The organism is Pseudomonas sp. P7759, from assembly GCF_013386445.1.
GTDB classification, from domain to species: Bacteria; Pseudomonadota; Gammaproteobacteria; order Pseudomonadales; family Pseudomonadaceae; genus Aquipseudomonas; species Aquipseudomonas azotoformans_A.
The window spans coordinates 123,711-142,701 of record NZ_JACART010000026.1 but is presented as its reverse complement, the minus strand read 5'-3'; the positions used below and the strand labels follow the sequence as shown (position 1 = coordinate 142,701).

General features: G+C 61.3%; 16 protein-coding genes. 3 read left to right on the top strand and 13 right to left on the bottom strand.

From position 1 onward, the window contains the following. Positions 1 to 120: 120 nt before the first annotated feature. From tsaA to rimO, 5 genes are all read right to left on the bottom strand, one after another. A complete protein-coding gene (gene tsaA, locus HX823_RS20175; RefSeq protein WP_177076283.1) occupies positions 121 to 816 on the bottom strand; it encodes a tRNA (N6-threonylcarbamoyladenosine(37)-N6)-methyltransferase TrmO in 696 nt (231 codons plus the stop codon). Positions 817 to 819: 3 nt separating this feature from the next. Continuing rightward, complete coding sequence (locus tag HX823_RS20170) at positions 820 to 1,281, bottom strand: DUF1456 family protein (protein ID WP_032893248.1); 462 nt, start codon at positions 1,279 to 1,281, stop codon at positions 820 to 822. Between the two features lie 71 nt (positions 1,282 to 1,352). Then, complete coding sequence (locus HX823_RS20165; protein ID WP_033899932.1) at positions 1,353 to 2,063, bottom strand: rRNA pseudouridine synthase; 711 nt, start codon at positions 2,061 to 2,063, stop codon at positions 1,353 to 1,355. Positions 2,064 to 2,090: 27 nt separating this feature from the next. Continuing rightward, the gene (locus HX823_RS20160; RefSeq protein WP_256350190.1) at positions 2,091 to 2,624 is read right to left on the bottom strand and encodes a GNAT family N-acetyltransferase; all 534 of its coding nucleotides are present in this window, start codon (positions 2,622 to 2,624) and stop codon (positions 2,091 to 2,093) included. A gap of 97 nt (positions 2,625 to 2,721) precedes the next feature. Beyond that, on the bottom strand, positions 2,722 to 4,062 hold the full coding sequence (gene rimO, locus HX823_RS20155) for a 30S ribosomal protein S12 methylthiotransferase RimO (RefSeq protein ID WP_003231334.1): 1,341 nt from the start codon (positions 4,060 to 4,062) through the stop codon (positions 2,722 to 2,724). Between the two features lie 289 nt (positions 4,063 to 4,351). Between rimO and HX823_RS20150 the strand changes: the two genes are divergently transcribed. The 3 genes from HX823_RS20150 to HX823_RS20140 all read left to right on the top strand — a co-directional run bounded on the left by HX823_RS20150 (position 4,352) and on the right by HX823_RS20140 (position 7,943). Next, entirely contained in the window at positions 4,352 to 6,253 is a 1,902-nt protein-coding gene (locus tag HX823_RS20150) for a potassium transporter Kup (protein ID WP_177076281.1), read from the top strand. Positions 6,254 to 6,380: 127 nt separating this feature from the next. Continuing rightward, positions 6,381 to 7,487 (top strand): NADH:flavin oxidoreductase/NADH oxidase, encoded by a 1,107-nt coding sequence (locus tag HX823_RS20145; protein ID WP_038847765.1) that lies wholly within the window; start codon positions 6,381 to 6,383, stop codon positions 7,485 to 7,487. A 270-nt stretch (positions 7,488 to 7,757) separates the two neighbouring features. Continuing rightward, positions 7,758 to 7,943: a hypothetical protein gene (locus HX823_RS20140; RefSeq protein WP_038847769.1), complete on the top strand. Its 186-nt coding sequence runs from the start codon at positions 7,758 to 7,760 to the stop codon at positions 7,941 to 7,943. 41 nt (positions 7,944 to 7,984) lie between these two features. On the opposite strand, the gene HX823_RS20135 is transcribed toward HX823_RS20140, so the two are convergent. From HX823_RS20135 to HX823_RS20100, 8 genes are all read right to left on the bottom strand, one after another. After that, the gene (locus HX823_RS20135) at positions 7,985 to 9,610 is read right to left on the bottom strand and encodes a glucan biosynthesis protein D (protein ID WP_177076279.1); all 1,626 of its coding nucleotides are present in this window, start codon (positions 9,608 to 9,610) and stop codon (positions 7,985 to 7,987) included. Positions 9,611 to 9,947: 337 nt separating this feature from the next. Further along, positions 9,948 to 11,810, bottom strand: a complete 1,863-nt coding sequence (locus HX823_RS20130) for an FAD/NAD(P)-binding protein (RefSeq protein WP_177076277.1) — start codon at positions 11,808 to 11,810, stop codon at positions 9,948 to 9,950. A 63-nt stretch (positions 11,811 to 11,873) separates the two neighbouring features. Further along, entirely contained in the window at positions 11,874 to 13,298 is a 1,425-nt protein-coding gene (locus tag HX823_RS20125) for a gamma-aminobutyraldehyde dehydrogenase (protein WP_038849307.1), read from the bottom strand. 21 nt (positions 13,299 to 13,319) lie between these two features. Continuing rightward, positions 13,320 to 14,129: an ABC transporter permease gene (locus HX823_RS20120; RefSeq protein ID WP_012722540.1), complete on the bottom strand. Its 810-nt coding sequence runs from the start codon at positions 14,127 to 14,129 to the stop codon at positions 13,320 to 13,322. Further along, on the bottom strand, positions 14,119 to 15,048 hold the full coding sequence (locus HX823_RS20115) for an ABC transporter permease (RefSeq protein ID WP_177076275.1): 930 nt from the start codon (positions 15,046 to 15,048) through the stop codon (positions 14,119 to 14,121). Before HX823_RS20115 ends, HX823_RS20120 begins: the two co-directional genes overlap by 11 nt. A 1-nt stretch (position 15,049) precedes the next feature. Continuing rightward, entirely contained in the window at positions 15,050 to 16,084 is a 1,035-nt protein-coding gene (locus tag HX823_RS20110; protein ID WP_177076273.1) for an ABC transporter ATP-binding protein, read from the bottom strand. 175 nt (positions 16,085 to 16,259) lie between these two features. Further along, positions 16,260 to 17,411 carry a putative ABC transporter substrate-binding protein YdcS gene (ydcS, locus tag HX823_RS20105; RefSeq protein ID WP_038849295.1) on the bottom strand — a complete coding sequence of 384 codons (1,152 nt, stop codon included), beginning with the start codon at positions 17,409 to 17,411 and terminating at the stop codon, positions 16,260 to 16,262. Between the two features lie 72 nt (positions 17,412 to 17,483). Continuing rightward, the gene (locus tag HX823_RS20100; RefSeq protein WP_177076271.1) at positions 17,484 to 18,941 is read right to left on the bottom strand and encodes a gamma-aminobutyraldehyde dehydrogenase; all 1,458 of its coding nucleotides are present in this window, start codon (positions 18,939 to 18,941) and stop codon (positions 17,484 to 17,486) included. Positions 18,942 to 18,991 lie beyond the last annotated feature (50 nt).

Sequence of the window (18,991 nt, the reverse complement as noted above, 5' to 3'; positions counted from 1 at the left end):
CTGATCAAAAAAATGTGGGAGCGGGCTTGCTCGCGAAAGCGGAGTGTCAGTCGACAGAGTTATTGACTGATACACCGCTTTCGCGAGCAAGCCCGCTCCCACATTTTGTTTCCGGTTTCTTCAGTGGGCTGGGAGTACTTCCAGTACACAAATCACCCCAGGCTCGGGATAGTGCCAACGCACATCCACATCCCAGAACTGCGCGCCATATTCCCGCTCCGGCCCCGGCGTCTGATAAGCCGGCCGTGGATCCTGTGCCAGGCACTGATCAATCAGTTCCACCAGTGGCTCGCCCAGGCGCTGAGCGTGGCCTTGTGCCTGCAGCAGCGCTGTCTTGAGCCATTGCACCGGAATCAGCTGTGGCGCGGCGCTGGCGATGTCGTTGGTCGCCGTGTCGACTACGTCGGCATACGGCACATACGGCTTGATATCCAGCACCGGCGTGCCATCGAGCAGATCAATCCCGGAAATCCACAGCCGTCCTGGCTCCACTTTTTCCAGCTTGACCACTGACTGGCCGATGCCGTTGGGTCGGTGGGTGGCGCGGGTGGCAAACACGCCCATGGACGTGTTGCCACCCAGGCGCGGCGGGCGCACTTTCAGGCGTGGCTTGTCTTCCAGCGCCTGATGGAACAGGAACAACAGCCACACATGGCTGACCTGCTCCAGGCCCTGTACGGCCTCGCCGCCGTCGAACGGCGCCACCAGCTCCAGCACACCACGGGCGGCAGGCGCCAGTTGCGGTTGGCGTGGGATGGCGAACTTCTCCTTGAAACAGGAGCGCACGAAGCCGACGGGCGAGACGTTGTAGCTCATGGCTTAAGCACGCACCCGCAGGGTCAGGCCCTTGAGGAAGTTGCGCAGCAACTGGTCGCCACAGGTGCGGTAGTTGGTGTGGCCGAACTTGCGGAACAGCGCGCTCAGTTCAGGCTTGGACACCGGGAACTCGGCGGCCTTGAGGATGGCGTGCATGTCGTCTTCTTTCAGCTCGAAGGCCACGCGCAGCTTCTTGAGGATGATGTTGTTGGTCACCGGGGTCTCGATCGGCTGCGGCGGACGGCTTTCGTCCTTGCCGCGCTTGAAGATCACCAAGCCGTCGAGGAAGTGCGCCATGACTTCATCCGGGCAGAACACGAAGCCTTCTTCCTCGTCTTTCTTGAGGTAGGTCAGCAGGTCGTCCTTGGTCACGTCCATGCCGCCGAGCTTGATGATCTCGACCATCTTGTTGTCGCTGATGTCGAGCATGTAGCGCACGCTGCGCAGTACGTCATTGTGAATCATGGTGGGCAATCCTGGTATTCAACTGAGGACACCGCGCAAATAGAGGCGGTGTCGAGGAAAAGGGTAGCGGCTTAGAACTTCTCTTTGCCGGACAAGTAACGCCATTGGCCAACCGGCACCTTGCCGATGGACACGCCGCCGATGCGGATACGACGAATGGCGACGACTTTGAGGCCAACCGCTTCACAGAACAGCGCGATCACGCCTGGCTGCGGGTTTTTCAGCGCAAAACGCAGGCGGTTTTCGTTCTGCCAGCTGGCTTTGACCGCCGGCAGCTCTTTGCCTTTGTAGGTCAGGCCGTGGTTCAGGCGATTGAGGCCGTGGGCAACCATGTCGCCTTCGACTTCCACCACGTATTCCTGCTCGATCTTGGCGGCATCGGCGGTCAACTTGCGCAGGATCTTCCAGTCCTGGGTAAACACCAGCAGGCCGCTGGCCTTGGCTTGCAGGTCGGCGCTGGCGGTCAGGCGCAGGAAGTGCCCCTTGAGCGGGCGCTTGCCGAAGCGGTGTTCTTCCGAGAGGGTGTCGGCGCTGATCGACGCCATGGCCGTTTCGGCATCTACCCCAGCCGGGGCGTGCAGCAGGATGGTCACGGGCTCGGGCGCGGTGGCCTTGGCGTCCGGGTCGAGTTCGACCTTCTGGGTGGTGACCTTGAACTGCGGTTCGTCGATCACTTCACCGTCCACCGAGACCCAGCCGCCTTCGATGAACAGCTCAGCCTCCCGACGGGAGCAACCGACCAGTTCGATAAGGCGTTTGGAGAGGCGTATGGGGTCAGTCATGACAAGGGCCGTAGCAAAAGGGGGCGGCTATTGTACCTGTGTGGGCGCGGTTAATCCCGGCCCCATTTCAGTGCTGTGGCTTTTTGTGGGATCCGACAAGCCAGCTCCCCCAGAAGAGCGCAAACGCATGTGCAACAACGGATACGGTTGGCCCAGCCCATCGTGCTCCGTGCGTCCGATCACCTCGAAGCCTTGCTTGAGGTAAAAGCCGAGTGCCTGGGGGTTCTGCTCGTTCACTTCCAGCTCGTCGGCGTTCAAACGCTCGACCGCATAACGCAGCAGTTGCCGGCCAAGGCCCTGGCCCCGGTGCTGCGGGTCGATAAACAGCATCTCGACCTTGCCCGCGGCGACACCGGCAAACCCGGTGATGCTTTGGTGCGGGTCTTTGGTGCAAATCAGCATCACCGTGTCCAGGTAATGAGTCAGCACCAGATTGCGCAGCCGTTCGATGTAACTGTCCGGCAAAAAATCGTGGGTAGCCCGCACCGAGGACTCCCAGATTTCAGTCAGTTTTTGATAATCGCTGGTTTTAGGTGTGTGGATAACCGAATGCCGACGCATGCCCGCTGCCCCTGCCGATGATTGGCGATGAGCAAACGATAGACCTAAAAAAGCCCCACATCTTGATCAAATGCAGGGCTTTTTGGTGTGTTGCCGATCAGTCGCGCTTTTCAGCCCACAGGTCGTATTCGTCGGCATCGGTCACGGTGCACCAGACCTTGTCGCCCGGCTTCAGACCGCTGGCATCGTCGATAAACACGTTACCGTCGATTTCCGGCGCATCGAAGAAGCAACGGCCGACTGCGCCTTGCTCGTCGACTTCGTCGATCAGCACTTCGATTTCCTTGCCGATGCGCAGTTGCAGGCGCGCCGAGCTGATGGCCTGCTGGTGCGCCATGAAACGCTCCCAACGGTCCTGCTTGACGTCGTCCGGCACCACGGCCAGGTCCAGCAGGTTGGCCGGAGCGCCTTCCACCGGCGAATACTGGAAGCAGCCGACGCGGTCCAGTTGGGCTTCGGTCAGCCAGTCCAGCAGGTACTGGAAGTCTTCTTCGGTTTCGCCGGGGAAGCCGACGATGAAGGTCGAACGGATGATCAGCTCCGGGCAGATCTCACGCCAGTTCTTGATGCGCGCCAGGGTCTTGTCTTCGAACGCCGGGCGTTTCATCGCCTTGAGCACTTTCGGGCTGGCGTGCTGGAACGGGATGTCCAGGTACGGCAGGATCTTGCCGGCGGCCATCAGCGGGATCAGCTCGTCCACGTGCGGGTACGGATAAACGTAGTGCAGGCGTACCCACACGCCCAGGCTGCTGAGGGCTTCGCACAGTTCGGTCATGCGGGTTTTCACCGGCGCGCCGTTCCAGAAGCCGGTGCGGTACTTCACATCGACGCCGTAGGCGCTGGTGTCCTGGGAGATCACCAGCAGCTCTTTGACGCCGGACTTGACCAGGCGCTGGGCCTCATCGAGTACGTCACCGACCGGGCGGCTGACCAGCTTGCCGCGCATCGACGGGATGATGCAGAAGCTGCAGCTGTGGTTGCAGCCTTCGGAAATCTTCAGGTACGCGTAGTGGCGCGGGGTCAGCTTGATACCTTGCGGTGGCACCAGGTCGATCAGCGGGTTGTGGTCCTGGCGCGGCGGTACCACTTCGTGCACGGCGTTGACCACCTGCTCGTATTGCTGCGGACCGGTCACCGCCAGCACGCTCGGGTGCACGTTGCGGATATTGCCTTCTTCCACGCCCATGCAGCCGGTCACGATGACCTTGCCGTTTTCCTTGATCGCTTCGCCGATCACTTCCAGGGATTCCGCCTTGGCCGAATCGATGAAGCCGCAGGTGTTGACCACCACCACGTCAGCGTCCTGGTAAGTGGACACAACGTCGTAGCCTTCCATACGCAGTTGCGTAAGGATGCGCTCGGAGTCGACAAGCGCCTTCGGGCAACCCAGGGAAACAAAGCCAACCTTGGGGTTGGCTTTTGCGATGGTGGTGGACATGTCTAACCTCGGTATTGAATGACGCCGCCAGTCGGGCACGACAAGGCTGCGGACGGGCGCTTGGTGCGCCTCTGATCAAAAAGTGCGCAATTCTAGCGACGGGCAACGCACTTGACCAGCTTTATGCAGGGAAATGCGACGAGTGCTGCGCTATGCTTCGCGCCGTTGCGCGTAGGTAATGTCCTAAGGTCAACAAAACGTCTGTTACGAGAAGTAAAACAGCGCATGCTAGGGTCAGCTTAGACGCGTTGTTAATAAAAGACCGCAGGTCAAAGGGCAGGAGTGGTTGATGGGTCACGCGAGTAATCAGGCAGCAGGTGCCGAGCAGTCAAACGCCAAGCCGATTGGCATGCTGGTGGCAGCGGTCGGGGTGGTTTACGGCGATATCGGGACCAGCCCGCTCTACACCCTTAAAGAGGTGTTCAACGGCGGTTATGGGGTTCAGGTCAATCATGACGGCGTGCTGGGGATCCTGGCGCTGATCTTCTGGTCGCTGATCTGGGTGGTGTCGATCAAGTACATGCTGTTCGTGCTGCGCGCCGATAACCAGGGCGAGGGCGGCATCATGGCGCTCACGGCACTGGCACGACGGGCGGCGGGGGAGCGCAAGAAGTTGCGCAGTTTCCTGGTGGTGTGTGGCCTGTGCGGCGCGGCGCTGTTCTACGGCGACAGCATGATCACCCCGGCGATTTCCGTATTGTCTGCAGTTGAGGGCCTGGAACTGGCCTTCGACGGCCTGGAGAAATGGGTCGTGCCCATCGCTCTGGTGGTGCTGGTGGCGCTGTTCCTGATCCAGAAACATGGCACTGACCACATCGGCAAGCTCTTCGGGCCAGTGATGGTGACCTGGTTCCTGGTGCTGGGCGGCCTCGGCGTGTATGGCATCACCCTGCATCCTGAAGTGCTCAGTGCGATGAACCCGATGTGGGCGGTGCGCTTCTTCGAGGCGCATCCTGGCATTGGCGTGGCCATCCTGGGCGCGGTGGTGCTGGCACTGACCGGCGCCGAAGCGCTGTATGCCGACATGGGCCACTTCGGCCGCAAACCCATCGCCCGCGCCTGGTTCATCCTGGTGCTGCCGGCGCTGGTGCTCAATTATTTTGGCCAGGGCGCCATGCTGCTCGGTGACCCGGAAGCCGCGCGCAACCCGTTCTACCTGCTGGCGCCGAGCTGGGCGCTAATCCCGCTGGTGGTGTTGTCCACACTGGCCACGGTGATTGCCTCCCAGGCGGTGATTTCCGGTGCGTTCTCGTTGACGCGCCAGGCGATCCAGCTGGGCTACATCCCGCGCATGCACATTCAGCACACCTCCAGCGCCGAACAGGGCCAGATCTACATCGGCGCGGTGAACTGGTCGCTGATGGTGGGTGTGATCCTACTGGTGCTGGGTTTTGAGTCGTCCAACGCCTTGGCATCGGCCTACGGCGTGGCAGTGACCGGCACCATGCTGATGACTACCATTCTGGTGTCGGCAGTGATGCTGTTGCTGTGGAAATGGCCGCCGATCCTGGCCGTTCCGGTCCTGGTCTGCTGCCTGTTGGTGGACGGTCTGTATTTCGCGGCCAACGTGCCGAAGATCATCCAGGGCGGCGCCTTCCCGGTACTGGCGGGCATCGTGCTGTTTGTGCTGATGACCACCTGGAAGCGCGGCAAGCAGTTGCTGGTGGAGCGTCTCGACGAAGGCGGCCTGCCGCTGCCGATCTTCATCAGCAGCATCCGCGTGCAGCCGCCTCATCGCGTGCAGGGCACCGCCGTGTTCCTCACCGCGCGCCCGGACGCCGTGCCCCACGCGCTGTTGCACAACCTGCTGCACAACCAGGTGTTGCATGAGCAAGTGGTGCTGCTGACGGTGGTCTACGAGGATATTCCCCGCGTACCGGCCGCACGGCGGTTCGAGGTGGATGCCTACGGCGAAGGTTTCTTCCGCGTGATCCTGCACTTCGGTTTCACCGATGAGCCGGACGTGCCAGAGGCGTTGAGGTTGTGTCACCTGGATGACCTGGACTTCAGCCCGATGCGCACCACCTACTTCCTCAGCCGCGAAACGGTCATCGCTTCGCGGATCAAGGGCATGGCCCGTTGGCGCGAAGCCTTGTTCGCCTTTATGTTGAAGAACGCCAACGGCAACCTGCGCTTCTTCAAACTCCCGGTAAACCGGGTGATCGAGCTGGGCACCCAGGTCGAAATGTAAGCTGTTGCAACACGGGGGCCGGCAATCGGCTCCCGCTTTTCGTTCTGAACCCTGTGCAATCCAGCGTTGTCGACTAGGCTCTAAGCACTGTTTGAATAGTGCCCACAGAACCCAGAAGAGGTGCGCCATGAGTCAGCTGCTCGAACCTTATACCCTCCGTCAATTGACCCTGCTCAACCGCATCGCCGTGTCGCCCATGTGCCAATACTCAAGCGTCGATGGCCTGGCTAATGACTGGCACCTGGTACACCTCGGCAGCCGTGCCGTCGGCGGCGCCGGGCTGATTTTCACCGAAGCCACCGCCGTGACTGCCGATGGCCGCATCACCGCCCAGGATCTGGGCTTGTGGCATGACGCACAAATCGAACCGCTGCAACGCATCACACGTTTCATTGCGGCCCAGGGGGCGGTGGCCGGCATCCAATTGGCCCATGCCGGGCGCAAGGCCAGCACTCACCGGCCTTGGATCGGCAAGCACGGCAGCGTCAAACCGGAGGATGGCGGCTGGACGCCGGTAGGGCCATCGCCGATTGCCTTCGACCCTCAGCACACCCAGCCCAAGCCATTGGACGAAGGCCAGATCCAGCAAGTGATCGCCGATTTTGTCGCCGCCGCCAAGCGCGCGTTGACCGCAGGCTTCGAAGTGGTGGAAATCCACGCAGCCCATGGTTACCTGTTGCATCAATTTCTCTCACCCATCAGCAACCAGCGTCAGGACCAGTACGGCGGCTCGTTCGAAAACCGCATTCGCCTGGTGCTGCAAGTGACCCAGGCCGTGCGTGAAGTCTGGCCCCAGGAGCTGCCGTTGTTTGTGCGGGTGTCTGCCACCGATTGGGTGGAAGACGGCTGGAACCCCGATGAAACCGTGGAGCTGGCGCGTCGCCTGAAGGACTTGGGGGTGGACCTGATCGACGTCTCCTCCGGTGGCACCGCCGCCAACGCCGAGATCCCCACCGGCCCCGGTTATCAGACCCGTTTCGCCGAGCGCGTGCGCAAAGAGTCGGGCATGGCCACCGGCACCGTTGGCATGATCACCGAGCCGGCCCAGGCCGAGCACATCCTGCGTACCTGCCAGGCCGATATCATCTTCCTGGCCCGTGAGCTGTTGCGTGACCCCTACTGGCCGCTGCATGCCGACGATGACCTGGGCGGGCGCAAGGCTATTTGGCCGGCGCAGTACCAGCGTGCCACGCACCGCGACCAGCCGATCCATGAGTCTGACTTGAGGGATTAGACCGTTGCACGCCGCACCAGAACCCACCCTGATCCGGTGGGTTTTTTTACGACTGCCCAGTGGGAAATGACTGTAGGTATTTGTTACCGAAGAAAATATTTAAGTGATTACTCTAAAAAAGTCGCACGCTCGGCAAGAAGGTTTCTACGCTTAGGGTAAGTCTGATTTCTGGCCCAGGAAGTCAGTCGGTTTGCTCACTGAGGCATTGCGCTTCATGGGAGGTGGTTATGGGCAACGGGAGTATTTGATGGATATCAGGAGAAGCAGTCCATGGCCAAGTCCTATGGTGTAGCGGGGGTGGTGGCGTCTTTTCTGACCCGCAGGGTGTCTTTGCGTGGTCGAAGGCTGAGTTCGGATGAAGCTGAACTGCTGGCGCAATATCGCGCCCTGACCGAAAACGATCAGGTGGCGATGCGCTATTTGATTGGGGCGATGAAGAGTGTGTCGCGGTTCTGAGCACTTGCAGGAGCTGGCTTGCCAGCTCCTGCAAGGGACGATCAGGTGTACTTACGCTGATCCGGAGCCGGCGGGAAGTACTGGTACAACCAGGTTTCACTCAAGGTGCGGTCCTGGGTGCGAATGAACAGGCGCAGTTCCACCGGCTCCACGCTGTCGCTGGTCGGGTACCAGTCAAACAGGATGCGGTAGCCCTTGATGTTATCCAGCACCAGCACGCTGAAGTCTTTCACTTCGCCATGGGAGCAGGTCACCACCGGCTCGATCCCGGTGCCCGGTGGCAGGCGATCCAGGCCGCCGCCCTTGAAGTCCACGGCAAAACGGCGCGCCCACACGGGTGGATAGTGCTCGCCCGGTGCCCAACCCTCGGTAAAGCCACCCATGCCTGAACGGGTCGCGTCGACTTGCGCCAGCGGCGTGCTCACCGGTGGCAGGGCGCTCCAATACAGCTTGTAGCCATAGTTGAGCGAGTCGCCGGCTGCCACGGGTTTTTTCGGGGTCCAGAAGGCCACGATGTTATCCAGGGTCTCACCGGTGGTAGGAATTTCCAGCAGGTCGATGGAGCCTTCGCCCCACGCAGTGGTCGGTTCGACCCACAGGCTTGGGCGCTTGCTGTACCAGTCCACCGTATCCTGGTAACTGGCGAACTCATGGTCGGTCTGCACCAGGCCGAAGCCTTTCGGGTCTTTGTCGGCAAAGGCGTTGAATTGCAGCTTGGCCGGGTTGTTCAGCGGGCGGCAGATCCACTCGCCGTTGCCACGCCACATGGCCAGGCGGTCCGAATCGTGGATCTGCGGGTGGATGGTGTCGCACATGCGCCGCTCGTGGGTGCCGCAGCTGAACATGCTGGTCATCGGTGCGATGCCCAGTTGTTCGATGGTGGTACGTGCATTGATGTGTGCGTCGATCGCCATCACGACCTGGTTGGCCTGGCAGTCGATATCGAAACGGTAGGCACCCGTGGCGCTCGGGGAGTCGAGCAGGGCGTAGACCACAAAGCGGGTGGCGTTCTTGTCCGGGGTTTCAAACCAGAACTGCGTGAAGTCGGGGAACTCCTCGCGCTTTTTCGCGTAGGTGTCGATGGCCAGGCCGCGGGCCGAAAGACCGTACTGCCCGGTGCTGTCCACCGCGCGGAAGTAGCTGGCGCCGAGAAACGACAGCACATCATGGCGGTCCAGCTCCGGCGCCTTGAACAGCTTGAAGCCCGAGAAACCCAAGTCGCCGGTCAACTGCTTGGTATCGACTGTGGTTTTCTCATAGTTGAACAGCGACGGGCGGAAATGCACTTCACGCGCTTCGCGGGTCTTGGGGTCGACACTGTGCATGCGCACCGGCGTCTTGAAACCCATGCCGACATGGAAGAACTGCACGTCCAGTTGGCCGTTCAACTCCTTCCACAACGAATGATTGCCGTCGTAGCCGATGGCGTTGAAATTCTGCGGGGTCATGGTCGCCAGCGTCGGCGGCAGCACCTGTTTGGTGTCCTTGTAAGCGCTCCCGGCGAGTTGTTTGGCCTGGGCCTTGAGCGATTCGAAATCGAACGCCACGGCCTTGCCATCGGCGGCACGGTTCCCGGCCCAGGCCTGGGCGGCGAGCAGGCCGCTGGCCGACAAACCGGTGTAAGCCGCAATGGCCATGGACGCTTTAAGCAAATTCCTGCGGTGCATAGAGACAACCTGTCGTGAGCAAATCCCGCGCCGTTCCTGGCACGTAGCGGATCAGAAATTACGGTTCGGACATGCCTTCGACCAAACGCAACGGACAATAAACAGACGCCGGATAGCTTAAGCGGTTCGATGACGCAGGAAAATTGATTGATAGCGGGGTGATGGCGTAGCAAGTGCGACAAGACATTTCCAGCGCTGTGGCCGAACACTTTCCTTGAACCTTATGACGATCAAATGTGGGAGCGGGCTTGCTCGCGAATGCGGTGTGTCAGCTGATACATCTTTCACTGATCCACCGTATTCGCGAGCAAGCCCGCTCCCACATTTAGACTGTATTTCAGCTCACTTCACCGACTGCCCGGTAAGCCTCATCAATCGCCGCATGCGCATACGCACTCCACGCCGCGTCCGAGTTGGCGATGCTCACATGCCCCACCGGCTTTTTTGCCAGGTTCATCCATGCTTCGCTCTGGTCCGCATCGTCGAACAAGCTGTTGGAGAAGCTCGCATAACCGTGTGACCAGCGGTTGACGGTGATCGCCAGAATGTCGGTCTCATGGTTGAACCCACCTGGCCCGAGCATACGTTGCAACTGGTCACGCAACTGCGCTTCCAATTGCTCGAACGTTTGCCCATACAGCTTGCCGCGTCCGGCGCGGGCCTGGTCGCGGGCGTTCATGCCGCTGTTGGGGCTGGTGGGTACGTAGACCATGTGCAAGCCGATCGGCTGCGTCGGGTCGCGCGGGTGGTCGTAACCGCCCATGCTCACCGGATAGTCCAGCTTGATGCGGCTGTAAGGCTGGGTCGCCGCGTAGATTTCATGCACGCCCAACTTCTGGAACGACTGCCAATTGCGGATCACCACCTTGGTGTACACCAGCGGGTACTTCACGTTCTGGCTCAGGGCTTGGGCTTGGGTTGCGGGCAGGTCTTTCAGCAGATACGGAATCATCATGTTGTAGCAGGCCAGGATGCAACGTTTGCCGCGCACCTGTGCGAGTTGTCCGCCCCGGCTGTAGCCGATATGCACGCTGCTGCCGACGTTACGCACGCTGACTGCCGTGCTGTTCAAGCGCAAGCGCACGGCCGCCTTGGGCTGGTCGAGCTTGGCGTAGTCAAACGCCGCCAGCACGATATCGTCCATGGTGTGCCCTGGCGCCACGCCCGGAATCAGACTGCGCACCAGCAACCGCGCCACCGAGGCATTGCCATCCGGGAAGTGGTAGATGTAGGGCTCTTCCATTTCCGCTGCCGCTTCTTCGCTGATCGGCGCCAGGTTCATCCCGGTAAAGCCTGGGAAACCCACGCTATAAGCGTCAGCAGCAGCGACGGCATCGATGCTCAACGCCATGAAATCATTGGTGCGACTCTGGAAGTACTTCACTGCGCCTTCCGACAATCCTACGTTCTTGAGCAGGAAATCGCGGTAGCTGGTGGTAGCCAGGGTGTCGGCCTTTTCTTCGGCGGTCTTGCCCGGCAGGTAATCCTTGGGCGCGGTGTGCAGTTCGATCAAGGCCTGGCGGTCGGCCGCTGGCAAGGGGAAGTCATTGATGAAGTCGCGGATGGCGCGGGCATTCAACTGGTCCGGTGCAATATCGTCGGCCACCATCGGCGTCGGGTCGCCGGTGACCAGTATGTCTTCGCCGAAGTTTTCCTTGTCGAAGAACACCCCGCGCGAAAGCCCAAGGCCTGGGTAGAACTGGCGGTCGAAGGCGGTTTCGAAGCGCTTGATGTTCACCCCGAGCTTTTTCAACAACCCGTTCACTTCCTTGCTGTACAGGTGGTTGGGCGACTGGAACGCCTCGCTGCCGCCGTAGCCGATGATCATGCGGCCACCGGCCTGGAATTCGTTGCGCTTGGCGTGACCGCCGAAGTCGTCGTGGTTTTCCAGGATCAGGATCTTCGCCTTGGGGTGCTTCTCGCGGTAAAACCACGCCGCCGACAAACCACTCAAGCCGCCGCCCACGACCACCAGGTCATAGTCCTCGGTGATCGGCAGTGCGTCGGTGTTGAACACCTTCTTTTCCCAGCCCATCTGGTGCGCCACTTCGAACGAGCCGGCATGGCTGCCGCGCAGGCCGGTGAGGGCGGGTGGGTAGTAACGGCCATCGGGAGCGGCTTGCAGGATTTGCAGCGGGGTCATGCCGGCGGCAATGGTGACAGCGACGCCGTTAAGGAAGTCGCGGCGGGTGATATCCATGGGGGATCCTGAAAATTATTGTTATAGGTTCCCGGCATCCAGGGAGGATGCCGGGTTAAATCGTCAGTGCTTGAACATCACATGGCGCACGGTGGTGTAGTCCTCCAGCCCGTACATGGACATGTCCTTGCCATACCCGGACAGTTTCTGACCGCCGTGGGGCATTTCGCTGACGAGCATGAAGTGGGTGTTCACCCAGGTGCAGCCGTACTGCAGGCGTGCGGCCAAGCGGTGGGCGCGTCCTACATCGGCGGTCCACACGGATGACGCCAGGCCGTAGTCCGAATCATTGGCCCAGCCCAGTACCTGTGCTTCATCGGTGAACTTGGTTACCGAGACCACCGGCCCGAACACCTCTCGGCGCACGATTTCGTCGTCCTGCTGTGCGTCGGCCAATACCGTCGGTTCGAAGAAGAAACCATTGCCTTCCACGGCCTTGCCCCCGGTGACCAGGCGAATGTGCGACTGCGCCACGGCGCGTTCGACAAACCCGGCGACACGGTCGCGATGCTGCGCGGTAATCAATGGGCCCAATTCGGTAGCCGGATCATCCTGCAAGCCGTACTGGATGCTGGCGACCGCCGCACCGAGTTTCTCGACAAACGCATCGTAGATATCCGCCTGCGCATAAATCCGGCAGGCCGCCGTGCAATCCTGGCCGGCGTTGTAGAAGCCAAAAGTACGAATACCTTCCACGGCGGCGTCGATGTCCGCGTCGTTGAAGATGATCACGGGCGCCTTGCCACCCAACTCCATGTGCATGCGCTTCACGCTGTCGGCGGTGCTGGAGATAATGTTTGCGCCGGTGGCGATGGAACCGGTCAACGACACCATGCGCACTTTCGGGTGGTTCACCAGCGGGCTACCGACGGTTGGCCCACGGCCGAATACCAGGTTGAGCACACCGGCCGGGAAGATTTCAGCGGCCAGTTCGACCATGCGCAGGGCGGTCAACGGGGTTTGTTCCGACGGCTTGAGCACCACGGTATTACCGGCGGCGAGGGCCGGGGCGATTTTCCAGGCGACCATCATCAGCGGGTAGTTCCATGGTGCGATGGACGCAATCACCCCCACCGGGTCGCGGCGGATCATCGAGGTATGGCCAGGCAGGTATTCACCGCCGGCCGAGCCGCTCATGCAACGGCTGGCGCCGGCAAAGAAGCGGAATACGTCGGCAATTGCCGGGATCTCATCGTTCAAGGCGGCGCTGTAGGGTTTGCCGCAGTTGTCCGATTCCAGCTTGGCCAGCTCTTCGCCGTGGGCTTCGATCACGTCTGCCAGTTTCAGCAGCAGCAGCGAACGGTCCTTGGGCGCGGTCTGCGACCAGCTTTCGAAAGCCGCATCGGCTGCGCGCACGGCGGCGTCTACCTGGGCTTCGCTGGCTTCGTTGATTTCCACCAGCACGCGGCCGAGCGCCGGGTTGAATACCGCCTGGGCCGGGCCTTCGCCCTCGACCAGTTGGCCATTGATCAGCAGTTTGGTTTGCATCGCCATGTCCTCTTCAAACAATTATTTACCGCCACTACCGGCCACGCTTTCACCGCCGCGCGTCAGGTAATAGGCACCGAGAATCGGGAACATCGTTACCAGCATCACCAGCATCGCGACCACGTTGGTCACCGGCACATCCCGTGGGCGGCTCAGTTGGTTGAGCAGCCACAACGGCAAGGTGCGTTCGTGACCGGCGGTGAAGGTGGTGACGATGATTTCGTCGAACGACAGCGCAAAGGCGAGCATGCCGCCGGCCAGCAGCGCCGAGCCCAGGTTGGGCATGATGATGTAGCGGAAGGTCTGCCAGCCGTCGGCGCCCAGGTCCATCGAGGCTTCGATCAGGCTGTGGGAGGTACGGCGCAGGCGGGCGATGACGTTGTTGTAGACGATCACCACGCAGAAGGTCGCGTGGCCGACGATGATGGTGAACATCCCCGGCTCGATGCCCAGCGTCTTGAACGTCGCCAGCAACGCGATACCGGTGATGATCCCCGGCAGCGCAATCGGCAGGATCAGCATCAACGACACACCTTGCTTGCCAAAGAACTCACGGCGATACAGCGCCGCCGAGGCCAGGGTGCCGAGCACCATGGCGATCAGGGTAGCGATGGCCGCAATCTGCAACGACAGCTTGATCGCTTCCAGCACATCCGGCCGGGCGAAGGCCACGCTGAACCACTTCAACGTGAAGCCCTGTGGCGGGAAGCTGAACGCCGCTTCTTCTGTGTTGAAGGCGTAGAGGAAGATGATCAGGATCGGGAAGTGGAGAAACACCAGTCCACCCCAAGCTGCGATCTTCAGACCCATGGAAGATTTTTCAGAGTGCATCGAAGGCCCCCAGGCGTTTGACGATGGACAGGTAAACCGCGATCAGCACGATGGGCACCAGGGTGAACGCCGCCGCCATGGGCATGTTGCCGATGGCGCCTTGCTGCGCGTAGACCATGCCGCCGACGAAGTAGCCCGGCGGGCCCACCAGTTGCGGCACGATGAAGTCGCCCAGGGTCAGCGAGAAGGTGAAGATGGAGCCGGCGGCAATCCCCGGAATCGACAGCGGCAGGATCACCTGCATGAACGTCTGGCGCGGCTTGGCGCCCAAATCCGCCGACGCTTGCAGCAATGAGGGCGGCAAACGTTCCAGGGACGCCTGGATCGGCAGGATCATGAACGGCAGCCAGATGTAGACAAACACCATGAAGCGCCCCAGGTGCGAGGTGCTCCAGGTGCTGCCGCCCACGCCGGGAATGCCCAGCACGAACTGCAACACCGGCTCCAAACCCAGGTGCTGCACAAACCACTGCGCCACACCGCCCTTGGCCAGCAGCAAGGTCCAGGCGTAGGCCTTGACGATGTAGCTGGCCCACATCGGCATCATCACCGCAATGTAGAAGAACGCCTTGGTCTTGCCCGTGGTGTAGCGCGCCATGTAGTAGGCGATGGGGAAGGCGACGACGGCACTGGCGATCGACACCACGACCGCCATGCTCAGGGTGCGCACGATGATGTCGAAGTTCGACGGCTGGAACAGCGCGGCGAAGTTGGCCAGGGTCAGGTCCGGAGTGACCGCCATGGTGAAGTCGTCAAACGTATAGAAACCTTGCCACAGCAGGGTCAGCAGTGAACCGAGGTAGATCGCGCCGAACCAGATCAGCGGCGGCACCAGCAGCATCGCCAGGTAGAGGTTGGGCTTGCGGTACAGCAGGTTGGAAAACCTGCGCATCGGCGGTTGGGAAAGGGCCAGGCTCATGTCACACCTCGCCTGCGATATCGGTCAGCGGCACCATGGCTTCACGGGCCCAGCGCGCGGTGATCGGCTGGCCGACTTGATGGCCGCTGCTGATATCCAGCCACTGGTTGTTGGCCTGGCTGATATTCAGGGCCTGGCCGTTTTCCAGCTTCAGTTCATAGCGGGTGGCGCTGCCCTGGTACTGGATGTCGTGGAGCAAGCCGCTGATTTCCACTTCGCCAGCGCCCAGCGGGCCTTCGGCAAATCGCACATGTTCCGGGCGGATCGAGAAGGGCTGTGGGTTGCCGCTTAGACGCTGGGCCAGCTCGCCACGAATCACGTTGGAGGTGCCGACGAACTCAGCGACGAACGACGTGGCCGGTTTCATATAGAGGTTGCGCGGGGTGTCGACCTGCTCGATGCGGCCTTTGTTGAACACGGCGACGCGGTCGGACATCGACAGCGCTTCGGTCTGGTCGTGGGTCACGAAGATAAAGGTGATGCCCAACTGGCGTTGCAGCTTTTTCAGCTCGCTTTGCATCTGCTCGCGCAGCTTGAGGTCGAGGGCGCCCAAGGGTTCATCCAGCAGCAATACCCGTGGACGATTGACCAAGGCGCGGGCCAGGGCGACCCGTTGACGTTGGCCGCCGGACAGTTGCACCGGTTTGCGGTCGCCGTAGCCGCCGAGGGCGACCATCGCCAGCGCCTCTTCTGCACGGTTCAGGCGTTCGGCCTTGCCCACGCCCTTGACCTTGAGGCCGTAGGCCACGTTGTCGCGCACATTCATATGGGGGAACAGCGCGTAATCCTGGAACACAGTGTTTACATCACGCTGATACGGCGGCAAGCCGGCGGCTTCCTCGCCATGGATGCGGATCGAGCCTGCGCTCGGCTGCTCGAACCCGGCGATCAGGCGCAGGCAGGTGGTCTTGCCCGAGCCGGAAGGGCCGAGCATGGAAAAGAACTCGCCGTCCTGGATGTCGATGGAAACCCGGTCAACGGCTTTCACTTCGCCGAACTGACGGGAAACGTGGGTGAATTGGACTGCAAGCGTCATGGTGCGGTGCTCCAAAAAGGCGCGGGTCGTCGCAGCGGCCCGGCCTGGACTTCTGAAAAAACGAGGATGCATGGGTGCTGCGCTGAAACGGTGAAAATCGGGCTTTTGTGGTGAGCGGGCTTGCCCCGCGCAGGGCAAGCCTGCTCACCACAAGAAGCAGTCTCTGCAGGGACCTTTAGCGGCCGCCCATGATCGCAATGTAATCCTGGGTCCAGCGGCTGTACGGCACGAACTTGCCGCCTTCAGCCTGCGGAGTTTTCCAGAAGGCGATCTTGTCGAACTGGTCGAAACCGTTGGTCTTGCAGCCTTCGGCGCCGAGCAACTCGCTTTCCTTGCACGCCGCAGGCACTGCCGGCAGCGAACCGAACCAGGCGGCAACGTCGCCCTGGACCTTCGGCTGCAGCGACCAGTCCATCCACTTGTAGGCGCAGTTCGGGTGCTTGGCCTCGCTGTGCAACATGGTGGTGTCGGCCCAGCCGGTGGCGCCTTCCTTTGGAATGGTCGAGGCAATCGGCTGTTTCTCGTTCTGCAGGCCGTTGACCTGATACGGCCAGGCGCTGGAGGCCACTACGCCTTCATTCTTGAAGTCACTCATTTGCACGGTGGTGTCGTGCCAGTAACGGTGGATCAGCGGTTGTTGCGCGCGCAGCAATTCGAGCACGGCCTTGTATTGGGTTTCAGTCAGTTCATAGGGGTTCTGGATGCCCAGTTCCGGCTGGGTCGACTTGAGGTACAGCGCCGCGTCCGCGATGTAGATCGGGCCGTCATACGCCTGCACGCGACCTTTGTTCGGCTTGCCGTCCGGCAGGTTCTGCGCTTCGAACAGCACATTCCAGCTGGTGGGCGCGGTCTTGAACACGTTGGTGTTGTACATCAACACGTTCGGGCCCCACTGGTACGGGGTGCCGTAGGTTTGCTGGCCGACCACATACCATGGCGCATCTTTCAGGCGCGGGTCGATGTTCTTCCAATTGGGGATCAGTGAGGTGTTGATCGGCTGCACACGCTTGCCGACGATCAACCGCAGCGACGCATCGCCCGATGCGGTGACCAGGTCATACCCGCCCTTGGCCATCAGGCTGACCATTTCGTCAGAGGTGGCGGCGGTTTTCACGTTGACCTTGCAGCCGGTTTCCTTCTCGAAACCGCTGACCCAGTCGTAGGCCTTGTCGCTTTCGCCACGTTCGATGTAACCGGGCCAGGCGACGATATCCAACTGGCCTTCACCGGCGCCCACCGCTTTGAGCGGTTCGGCGGCCTGGAGGCTGGCGCTGGCCAGCAGTGCAGTGGTCAGGGCACTGAGCAGTGCGGTCTTGTGCGCAGACATGGGGGTTCCCTCTTCTTTAATTATGGTCGGGGCAGTGTTTGAAGCCGGTAACGCAACAGCTTAGTTGTTGTTTTAAAGATGCTGGCCGTGGCGCGCCATGATGTGGCGCACCACGCTGTAGTCCTGCAGCGAATCGCTGGACAGATCCTTCCCATACCCCGAGCGCTTCAAGCCGCCGTGGGGCATTTCGCTGACCAGCATGAAATGGCTGTTGATCCAGGTGCAGCCGTATTGCAGGCGCGCCGCCACCTGCATGGCCTTGTCCAGGTTCTGGGTCCACACCGAGGAGGCCAGGCCGTATTCAGAATCGTTGGCCCAGTCCACCGCCTGTTCCAGCTCGTCGAAGCGGGTCACGGTGACCACCGGGCCGAACACTTCGCGCTGCACGATTTCATCGTTTTGTTTACAGCCGGCGAGCAAGGTCGGCTGGTAATAGAAGCCCGCACCGGAATGCACGGCGGCGCCGGTGATGCGTTCGATATGCGGCTGGCCGAGGGCGCGTTCGACAAAACTGGCGACGCGGTCGCGCTGACGCGTGCTGATCAGCGGGCCGAGCTCATTGTCGGCATCGCGCTTGCCGGCAAAACGCAGGCTGCTGACCGCTGCGCCCAGCTCAGCCACCAGTTTGTCGTGGATCCCGGCCTGGGCGTAGATGCGGCACGCGGCGGTGCAGTCCTGACCGGCGTTGTAATAGCCATAGGCGCGCACGCCTTCGACCACGGCTTGCAGGTCGGCGTCGTTGCACACGATCACCGGCGCCTTGCCGCCCAATTCCAGGTGTGTGCGTTTGAGGGTTTTGGAGGCGGCTTGCAGGATTTTCTGCCCGGTGACGATATCGCCGGTCAGCGAGACCATGCGCACCTTGGGATGGCTGACCAAGTGACTGCCGACGCCTTCGCCGCCGCCACACAGAATGTTGATCACGCCACGTGGCAGCAGCTCTTTAAGCACGGGGGCCAGGGCCAGGATCGACAGTGGCGTGTGTTCCGACGGCTTGAACACCAGGGTATTACCGGCGGCCAGGGCTGGGGCGATCTTCCACGCGGCCATCATCAACGGGTAGTTCCACGGCGCAATCGAGGCCACCACGCCAATCGGATCGCGACGCACCATGCTGGTGTAGCCCGGCAAGTATTCACCGCTCAACTGCCCGGTCTGGCAACGCACAGCCCCGGCGAAGAAGCGGAATACATCGACGGTGGCGCTCAAGTCATCCTGGCGGGCCAAGTGCAATGGCTTGCCGCAGTTCAGGGATTCCAGGCGGGCCAGGAAATCCGCTTGTTTTTCGATGGCGTCGGCGATGCCGAGCAGGATGTTCGAGCGCTGCTGCGGCGTGGTACGCGACCAGCCGGCAAAGGCGCGGTGGGCGGCAAGGATCGCGGTTTCGACCTGCTCGGTGCTGGCTTCGGCGATCTGGGTGAGCACTTCACCGGTGGCCGGGTTGAGGATCGGCTCGGCAAAACCCTGGCCCTGGACCAGTTCGCCGTCGATCAGCAACGCAGTGAGCAGCGGGGTGGGAGCGCCGGACATTTTTCGCGATCTCTTTTCTTGTGTGGCCATGGGCGTTCTCTTACAAGGCG